Raw genomic sequence first — 8,837 nt, forward strand, 5'->3', positions numbered from 1 at the left:
GGCGGGCCGTCCGCGTGACGGCCCGCCTGCCTCGTTGCTGACCTGACATGACGTCTCTTTTTTCCAAGCGGTGGTGGGCGTCGGCGGTGCGCAGTGTGCTGCCTTACCTGCGTTGGGGTACGGCTGCGGTGCTCACGCTGCTGCTGGTGCTGGATCTCGCGTTTCCGCCGCCGCTGCCCAGGCAACGCGACACCAGTACCCTGGTCGTTGCGCGCGATGGCACGCCGCTGCGTGCGTTCGCCGATGCGGACGGGGTGTGGCGCTACCCGGCCTCCGCCGACAGCGTCTCGCCGCTGTATCTGCAGGCGCTGCTGAACTACGAAGACCGCTGGTTCTGGCGGCATCCCGGCATCAACCCGTGGGGCCTGCTGCGCGCGGGCAAGCAATGGCTGTTCGAGCAGCGGATCGTCTCCGGTGGTTCAACGCTGACCATGCAGGTTGCGCGAATCCTCGATCCGCATACGCGCACGCCGTGGGGCAAAGCCAAGCAGCTGCTGCGCGCGGTGCAGCTGGAACTGCACCTGAGCAAGGCGCAGATCCTGGCGCTGTATCTGGAACGTGCGCCCTATGGGGGCACCATCGAAGGCGTGGAGGCGGCGAGCTGGGCCTATCTGGGCAAGCCAGCCTCGCAGTTGTCGCATGCCGAGGCGGCGTTGCTGGCGGTGCTGCCGCAGTCGCCCAGCCGGTTGCGTCCGGACCGCCATCCGGAGGCGGCACAGCGGGCGCGTGACAAGGTGCTCGAACGCATGGTGTCACTCGGTGTGTGGTCACGCGAGGAGGTCGACGATGCGCGCATCGAGCCGGTGGTCACCCGCGCCCTGCAGCCCCCGCTGCATGCGGCGTTGTTGGCGCAGCGCCTGCGCTCGGCGCAGCCGCGGGCGGCGCGGATCGAGAGCACGCTGGATATCGGCCTGCAGCGCACGCTGGAAGAGCGTGTGTCGTCCTACTTTTCACAGCTGCCCGAGCGCACCTCGGCGGCGTTGCTGGTGGTGGACAACCGCACACTGGAGGCACGTGCCTACGTCGGTTCGGTGGCGTTCGGCGACAAACAGCGGCTCGGCCATGTGGACATGGTGCAGGCGTGGCGCTCACCGGGCTCAACGCTGAAACCGTTCCTGTACGGCATGGCGCTGGATGATGGCCTGATCCATTCGGAAAGCCTGATGGTGGATGCGCCGCAGAGCTTCGGCGGGTATCGGCCGGGCAACTTCGATGCGGCCTTCAACGGGCCGGTCAGTGCCGCCACGGCGCTGCGGCTGTCACTCAATGTGCCGGCGGTGGACCTGCTGGATCGCGTCGGCTCGGCGCGCTTCGCGGCACGCCTGTCGCATGCGGGCATCAATCTGCGCTTTCCGCACGGCAGTGCGCCCAATCTCTCGCTGATTCTCGGCGGCACCGGCGCGCGGCTGGAGGATCTGGTCGGCACCTTCGCCGCGTTCAACCGCAACGGTATCGCCGGGCGGGTGCGTTATACCGCCGGGGATGCGGTGATCGAGCGCCGCCTGATGTCCCCCGGCGCGGCGTGGATCACCCGCGAGGTGCTCGAGTCCAATCCCCGCCCGGGCTACGGCACCGGCACCTTCGATGTCACCGGCCGCCCACGTGTGGCCTGGAAGACCGGCACCAGCTACGGCTACCGCGATGCCTGGGCGATCGGCACGACGCGCCATTACACGGTAGGTGTGTGGGTGGGGCGCCCGGATGGCACGCCGCTGCCCGGGCAGTACGGCGCGGTGACCGCGTTGCCGCTGATGTTCGAGGTGGTCGACAGTCTGCCGCGCCAGGCCGGCGATGCCCGTGCGGCGCCGATGCCGGCGAGCGTGGCGCAGGCCGATATCTGCTGGCCGACCGGTGGTCTGGCCGAGCAGATGGCGCCCGCGCTGTGCCAGCGGCGGATGCCGGCGTTCGTGCTCGATGGGGCGGTGCCGCCGACCTTCGCCGAGCGCGAGGCGCGGCTGTGGCAGCCGGGTCTGCAGCGGTTCCAGGTGGATGCGCGCACGGGGCTGCGGCTGTCGCCGGAGTGCAGCCGACCGCATGCGGCGGAGTCGCGTGAGATCGCGCGCTGGCCGGCGCTGTTGTCACCGTGGCTGCCGCAGGCCCAGCGCCAGGCCTCGCAGTTGCCGGCCCTGTCGCCGGATTGCAGCGACGATGGGCGTGAGAGCGGTGGCACCCTGCACATCGAAGGGTTGAACGACCGGGCCACCCTCGCACGCGCACCGAATGCCGAACACGGCGTGCGCCTGCAACTGCGCGCATTGGGCAACGAGACCACGGTCGATTGGTTGCTGGACGACCGCTGGATCGCCCGCACCGAAGGCGCGCGACTGTTCCAGCGTGATTTCGACGAGGTGGGCGAGCACACGTTGACCGCGTTGGCTGCCGACGGTGCCTGGACGCAGGTGCGGTTCCGCATCCTGCACTGACGGGTTGCTGCCCGCGATCGGGTAGTGCCGGCCGCTGGCCGGCATCATCCCATCAACGGTAGTGCCGGCCGCTGGCCGGCATTGCAGTGCGTTCGAATCCTGTGCGGAGCCGGCCAGCGGCCGGCACTACACGTCTGTTCGGATCCTGCGCGGAGCCGGTACGTGGCCGGGGTTACTCGCCGATCCAGCCGTCCAGCAGATCGGCGAATTCGTCGGCGTGCTCTTCTTCCTGCGCGAGGATCTCTTCGAGGATGCGCTTGGTCGTGGTGTCCTTGTCGCCGACGAAGTTGATCATCTCGCGGTAGCTGTCGATCGCGATGCGCTCGGCAATCAGGTTCTCGCGGACCATGTCGCGCAGGTCGCTGCCTTCCTTGTACTCGGCATGCGAGCGCGCGGTGAGCGTATCCGGGTTCAGATCCGGCTCGCCGCCCAGCTGCACGATGCGTTCGGCCAGCTTGCCGGCATGCGCCTGTTCCTGCTGTGCGTGTTCCAGGAACTCGGCCTTGATCGAATCGGCGAGCATGCCCTTGGCCATGAAGTAATGGCGGTAGTAGCGCAGCACGCAGACGTACTCGGTGGCGAGCGCATCGTTGAGCAGCTTGATCACCGCCTTGCGGTCGGCGCTGTAGCTGTCGGTGATCGCGCCATCTTCGATATCCTTGCGGGCCTTGGCGCGCAGGGTCGCGGTGTCGCTGATGCCCGGCGGACGGGCGTTGTCGGGAGCGGCGTTGTGTTGCTTGTTGGCTGGCTTGGACATGGCTGGCCGGTTTCCTTTGTTGCGTGGGTCTAGCGGGGGAGATGCTCCAGCACGTACTGCGCTGAAGACACCTCGAATTTTCCGGGTTCCTCGATGAAGGTTTCGCGCACGACACCGTCTTCCACATACAGCGCGAAGCGACGCGAGCGCGTGCCCATGCCCGAACTGCTGGCATCCATTTCCAGGCCCAGCGCCCGGGTGAATTCACCATTGCCGTCGGACAGCATCTGCAGCCCCTCGGGGACCTGTTGGCTCTCGCCCCAGGCCTTCATGACAAACGGGTCGTTGACCGCCATGCAGAACACCTCGATGCCGCGGTGGCGGAATTCGGGGAACTGCTCGATGAAGCCGGGCAGGTGCCGGGCCGAACAGGTCGGGGTGAATGCGCCGGGCACGCCGAACAGCACCGCCTTGCGCGAATCGAACAGGGCATGGGTATCGATGGTCTCCATGCCCTCGCGGATGCGCTTGAGGGTGACTTCGGGAATGCGGTCGCCAACGTGGATGGTCATGCGGACTCCTTGGACACAGGCAGGGTAGTGAGGGGCATGGGATGGCCATGTCAACATGTTGAAAACCGGCCGTGCAGACCCATCTTCAGCGGGAAAGGCGGGCCACGGGGGCAGCGTAGCCGCCCTGGATGTCCGCCGCATTGCGCAGGATCATTCGCCCCCGGCGTCACGGTGGGCCGACCCGCAGCAGCTAGAATTGCGCGGACGGCGCCCGCCCACGCGGGTGGCCGAACTTAGTCGAGGTGTTTGGATGGAATTCAAGGATTACTACGCCACGCTCGGGGTGGAACCCACCGCGGGCGATGCTGAGATCAAGACCGCTTACCGCCGCCTGGCGCGCAAGTACCACCCGGATGTGAGCAAGGAAGCCGGGGCCGAGGACAAATTCAAGGCGGTCAACGAGGCGTATGAGGCGCTGCGCGATCCGCAGAAGCGCGCGGCCTATGACCAGCTCAAGGCGCAGGGCTACCGGCCCGGCGAGGAGTTCCATACCCCGCCGAACTACGGCGGTGGGCAAGGCTATGATTTCGAGGAGGTGTTCGGCGGCGGCGCCGGTGGCGGCGGCTTCAGCGATTTCTTCGAAAGTCTGTTCGCGCGCCAGCGCGGCGGTGGCGGCGGGCGTGCCAGCGGTTTCGGCGGTGCCAGCCAGGGCCCGCAGCCGACCCGCGACACCCGCGCCAAGCTGTCGGTCCCGCTGGAGGCCGCCTATCAGGGCGACAGCCTGCGCATCAACGTCAACGGCAAGCAGCTGGATGTGCGCGTGCCCAAGGGCATCCGCCCGGGCCAGGTGATCCGCCTGACCGGGCAGGGCACCGGTGGCGGCAACCTGCTGCTGGAAGTGGAGTACGCCGAGCACCCGCAGTTCGAGGTGGATGGCCGCAACATCCTGTACACCCTGCAGGTGACCCCGTGGCAGGCGGCGCTGGGCACCAGCATCAGCGTGCCGACCCTGGGCGGTGCGGTGGACCTGAAGGTGCCGGCAGAGTCCGATGCCGGGCGCAAGCTGCGCCTGCGTGGCCGTGGCCTGCCGGGCAACCCGGATGGCGATCAGATCGTGGAGCTGGAAATCATCGCACCGGCGCCCACCGATGAGGCGCAGAAGAAGGCCTACAAGGCGCTGGCCAAGGCCTTCGGCGACAAGGTGTGAGGCATCGGCATCACGCCGTCGGCGGTTCCTGGTGGCTGAAAACGCGCTCCAGCACCTCCGACAGCTCGTCTTCGGAGAACGGCTTGGTGATGTAGGCCTTCGCCCCCTGCCGCATGCCCCACATGCGGTCGGTGTCCTGGTCCTTGGTGGTCACCAGGATCACCGGAATGTGCCTGGTCGAGGCGTCGCGGGCCAGCGTCCGGGTCGCCTGGAAACCGTTGAGGTTGGGCATCACCACGTCCATCAGCACCAGATCGGGCAGCTCGGCCTTGGCCGCTTCCACCCCGGCCGCGCCGTCGGTGGCGGTCAGGATCTGGTGCCCGAGTTTCTCGACGATCCGCTGTATCCCCAACAGCTGCGACGGTGAATCGTCGACGATCAGAATGCGTGCCATGGTGTTCCCCGTGTGATGCCCGCAGTGTAGTGCGGGCATCGCGCCGTCGTGAAGCGCCGGGCGTGCCGTCCGTCGCCCGGCTGCCACGCTCAGTCGATTCGTACCACCGTGCGGCCGTGGTTGCCGCCCGCAAGCAGGGTATCGAACGCCGCCGGCAGGCCATCCAGCCCGATTTCGCCCGTACAGATCGCGTCCAGATGCGCCGGCTTCCACGCACCACCCAGCTTCTCCCAGACCGCTTCGCGCAGCTCGCGCGGTGCACTGGAGGAAGACACCCCGATCAGCGACACGCCGCGGATGATGAAAGGCATCACCGTCATCTCCAGCTCCGCGCTGGCGGCCAGGCCGGCACTGACCACGGACCCGTAAGGCACGGTCTGGGCCAGCAGGCTGGTCAGCATCGCGCCACCCGCGTTGTCCAGCCCACCGCCGAAGCGCGCCGACTCCATCGGGCGGGTGGTTGCCAGCACCTCACGCGGCAGGACCTCGCGCGCACCCAGGCCACGCAGGTAGTCGGCCTGGTCGGGCTTGCCACTGATCGCATGCACCTCGAAGCCCGCCCGGGTAAAGATGTCCACCGCCAGCGAGCCGACCCCGCCGGTGGCCCCGGTCACGGCCAGCGGCCCGTGGGCAGGGGTCTGCCGGTTGTCCAGCATCCGCACCAGGGCCAGTGCGGCGGTGAAGCCGGCCGTGCCCAGGATCATCGCCTCGCGCGGGGTCAGTCCCGTCGGTTGCCGGATCACCGCGCTGGCGGCCAGGCGCACATACGGGCTGTAGCCGCCATCGCGGGTCTCGCTCAGCCCGCAGCCGGTGGCGAGCACCGCATCACCCTCGCGGCAGGCCGGATCGGTCGAGGCGACCACCGTGCCTGCCACGTCGATGCCGCCGACCAGCGGGAAACGCCGCAGGATCCTGCCCTTGCCGGTGCCAGCCAACGCATCTTTATAGTTGACCGAGGACCAGTGCGCGCGGATCACCACCTCGCCCGGGTTGAGCTGCGCCAGCCCGATCGGTTCCAGCCCGGCGTGGTAGCCGGTATCGTCCTGGTGGATGCGGAAGGCGTTGAACCGGTCGGGAATTGCCATGAAGATGCCTGACGGGGGGAAACCACTACCTTACCCGCTGCGGTTATGAATCGTTCCCGGAGATGCGTGACCCCTTCCAATCCTGTCGATCTGCCCCATCTAGTAGAATCGACAACGTTTTAACGGTTGACGGTGCGGGAGTGGCCCGCAGGCAACCTTACCTTGATGGAGCGTGCATGGCCTGGAATACACCCGGCGGCAACAAGGGCGGACAAGGCCCCGACGAGAATCGACGTGGGCCGTTCGGTCCTCGCGGTGGCGGCAATGGCGGCGGTTGGGGCGGTTTGCCCGGTCCGTTGAAAGACCTGTTCGATGGCGGCATCCTGCGCTGGGTCGCGGTGGCTGCGGTGTTGCTGCTGCTGTTCTCCAGCTTCCAGCTGATCGGCGAACAGCAACGCGGTGTGGTCCTGCGCTTCGGCCAGTTCCATCGCATCCTGCAGCCTGGCCCCAACTTCAAGCTGCCCTGGCCGCTGGAATCGGTCACCAAGGTCAATGCCACCGAGATCAAGACGTTCAGCAGCCAGGTGCCGGTCCTGACCCGCGACGAGAACATCGTCAACGTCTCGCTCAACGTCCAGTACCGCATCGATGATCCGCGCCTGTACCTGTTCGGCTCGGTCGATGCCGACCAGGTGCTGGAGCAGACCGCGCAGAGCGCGGTGCGTGAGCAGGTGGGTCGTGCCGACCTCAACAACGTGCTCAACAACCGTGGCCCGCTGGCCGTGGCCGCCGAAGAGCGCCTGCAGGCCTCGCTCGGCATCTACCGCACCGGTCTGTCGGTGACCGGCCTGACCCTGCCCGATGCCCGCCCGCCCGAGGAGGTCAAGCCGGCCTTTGACGAGGTCAACGGTGCCCAGCAGGTCAAGGAGCGTCTGATCAACGAAGCCCAGGCTTATGCGGCCAAGGTGGTCCCGGAAGCGCGCGGCCAGGCCTCGCGGGCCCGGACCACCGCTGAAGGCTACAAGCAGGCCGTGGTTGCCAAGGCCGAGGGTGATGCCGAGCGCTTCAGCCTGCTGCAGGCCCAGTACAAGGACGCCCCGGAAGTCACCCGCAAGCGCCTGTGGCTGGAAACGGTGCAGACGGTGCTCTCGGAGAACCGCAAGATCATCGGCGGCGATGGCCGCCAGCTGATCTACGTGCCGATGCCGGGCGACACCCGCACCAGCACCAACGCCGCTCCGGCGGTGACCCCGGAAGTCATGCTGCCGTCGCTGCCTGCCAGCACGGCCGTGGATGGCGTTCGCAATGCGGAGCGTCCGACGACGCGCCCGACCGGTCGTGAGGAGGGCAGCCGATGAGAAGTTCACTGTGGATTGGTCTGGCCGTAGCGGTCCTGCTCGGCCTGCTGGGTTCGGTCTACGTGGTCCGTGAGGACCAGACCGCGATGGTGCTGAACCTGGGCAAGGTGGTCCGTGCGGACATCAAGCCGGGCCTGCACTTCAAGGTGCCGCTGGTGGAGACGGTGCGCGTGTTCGATCGCCGCTTCCAGGTGCTCGATACCGCCCCGGCGCGTTACTTCACCGCCGAGCAGAAGGACGTCAGCGTCGACTTCTTCGCCATCGGTTACATCTCCGACGTGCGCGCGTACTTCCGTGCGACCGGCGGCGATGCCCGCGTGGCCAACGCCCGTCTGGCCCCGATCATCACCGACTCGCTGCGCAACCAGATCAACTCGCGTTCGTTGCAGCAGCTGGTCTCCGGGGATCGCAGCGAACTGATCGCCAACCAGCTGACCGGCATCAACGAGTCGGTCAAGGCGCTCGGCATGCAGATCATCGACCTGCGCATCAAGCAGATCGACCTGCCGACCGACAGCCAGGTGATCAACGATGTGTACGAGCGCATGCGCGCCCAGCGCAAGCAGGAAGCAGCCAAGCTGCGCGCCGAGGGTGAAGAGCAGTCGCTGACCATCCGTGCCCAGGCCGACCGCGAGAGCACCGTGATCGTGGCCGAAGCCGAGCGCGACGCCCAGCAGCTGCGCGGTGCCGGCGATGCCGATGCCGCCCGCATCTACGGCAAGGCCGGCTCGGCCGACCCGTCGTTCTACGCCTTCTACCGCAGCCTGGAGGCCTACCGTGGCTCCATGACCGACGGCAACGGCGTGATCGTGCTCGACAAGAACGACCCGTTCCTGCAGTACCTCAAGAGCGATCGCTGAGGCCGCAGGCGGTAGTCATCCACGGGGACCCGGTGCAGACCGGGTCCCCGTTTTGTTTGTGGAGATGTCATGAAAGAGTTGTTCTCGGCGCTGTGCCTGGTCGCCGTGCTGGAAGGCCTGTTCCTGTTCGCCGCCCCGTTGGCCTGGAAGCGCATGGCCGAGCAGCTGTTGATGCTGCGCAGCAGCGCCCTGCGTGCGTGGGGCGGGGTGATCCTGCTGGCCGGCCTGACCACGCTCTGGTGGATCCGTCACGCATAGCGTAGGGCGTTGCCCGGCCCCTGACCCGGTAATGCCGGCCACTGGCCGGCTCCGCTCTGCCCCGCCTCTGACCGGGTAGTGCCGGCCGCTGGCCGGCTCCCCA

9 protein-coding genes are annotated in these 8,837 nt (G+C 67.6%); 5 read left to right on the forward strand and 4 right to left on the reverse strand.

Annotated features, from left to right (window positions below; all coding sequences use genetic code 11):
* Positions 1-47: 47 nt before the first annotated feature.
* The gene (gene pbpC, locus HMPREF3113_RS05930; RefSeq protein ID WP_070471386.1) at positions 48-2,423 is read left to right on the forward strand and encodes a penicillin-binding protein 1C; all 2,376 of its coding nucleotides are present in this window, start codon (positions 48-50) and stop codon (positions 2,421-2,423) included.
* A 172-nt stretch (positions 2,424-2,595) separates the two neighbouring features.
* On the opposite strand, the gene HMPREF3113_RS05935 is transcribed toward pbpC, so the two are convergent.
* Complete coding sequence (locus HMPREF3113_RS05935; RefSeq protein WP_070471388.1) at positions 2,596-3,180, reverse strand: ferritin-like domain-containing protein; 585 nt, start codon at positions 3,178-3,180, stop codon at positions 2,596-2,598.
* A 29-nt stretch (positions 3,181-3,209) separates the two neighbouring features.
* A complete protein-coding gene (locus HMPREF3113_RS05940) occupies positions 3,210-3,692 on the reverse strand; it encodes a peroxiredoxin (protein WP_019186086.1) in 483 nt (160 codons plus the stop codon).
* Positions 3,693-3,942: 250 nt separating this feature from the next.
* Between HMPREF3113_RS05940 and HMPREF3113_RS05945 the strand changes: the two genes are divergently transcribed.
* Positions 3,943-4,839, forward strand: a complete 897-nt coding sequence (locus tag HMPREF3113_RS05945; RefSeq protein ID WP_070471390.1) for a DnaJ C-terminal domain-containing protein — start codon at positions 3,943-3,945, stop codon at positions 4,837-4,839.
* 10 nt (positions 4,840-4,849) lie between these two features.
* Here HMPREF3113_RS05945 and pilH read toward each other — a convergent pair whose 3' ends face one another.
* Both pilH and HMPREF3113_RS05955 read right to left on the reverse strand, forming a co-directional pair.
* The gene (gene pilH, locus HMPREF3113_RS05950; protein ID WP_019186088.1) at positions 4,850-5,233 is read right to left on the reverse strand and encodes a twitching motility response regulator PilH; all 384 of its coding nucleotides are present in this window, start codon (positions 5,231-5,233) and stop codon (positions 4,850-4,852) included.
* An 89-nt stretch (positions 5,234-5,322) separates the two neighbouring features.
* Positions 5,323-6,318 carry a YhdH/YhfP family quinone oxidoreductase gene (locus HMPREF3113_RS05955; RefSeq protein ID WP_070471391.1) on the reverse strand — a complete coding sequence of 332 codons (996 nt, stop codon included), beginning with the start codon at positions 6,316-6,318 and terminating at the stop codon, positions 5,323-5,325.
* 176 nt (positions 6,319-6,494) lie between these two features.
* On the opposite strand from HMPREF3113_RS05955, the gene hflK reads away from it, so the two are divergent.
* From hflK to HMPREF3113_RS05970, 3 genes are all read left to right on the forward strand, one after another.
* A complete protein-coding gene (hflK, locus tag HMPREF3113_RS05960) occupies positions 6,495-7,616 on the forward strand; it encodes an FtsH protease activity modulator HflK (protein ID WP_070471393.1) in 1,122 nt (373 codons plus the stop codon).
* Positions 7,613-8,476 (forward strand): protease modulator HflC, encoded by an 864-nt coding sequence (locus tag HMPREF3113_RS05965; RefSeq protein ID WP_019186091.1) that lies wholly within the window; start codon positions 7,613-7,615, stop codon positions 8,474-8,476. The genes hflK and HMPREF3113_RS05965 overlap by 4 nt, the downstream gene beginning before the upstream one ends.
* A 69-nt stretch (positions 8,477-8,545) precedes the next feature.
* Entirely contained in the window at positions 8,546-8,734 is a 189-nt protein-coding gene (locus tag HMPREF3113_RS05970; protein ID WP_070471394.1) for a DUF2065 domain-containing protein, read from the forward strand.
* Positions 8,735-8,837 lie beyond the last annotated feature (103 nt).

This window comes from Stenotrophomonas sp. HMSC10F06 (genome assembly GCF_001807865.1).
Taxonomy (GTDB): domain Bacteria; phylum Pseudomonadota; class Gammaproteobacteria; order Xanthomonadales; family Xanthomonadaceae; genus Stenotrophomonas; species Stenotrophomonas bentonitica_A.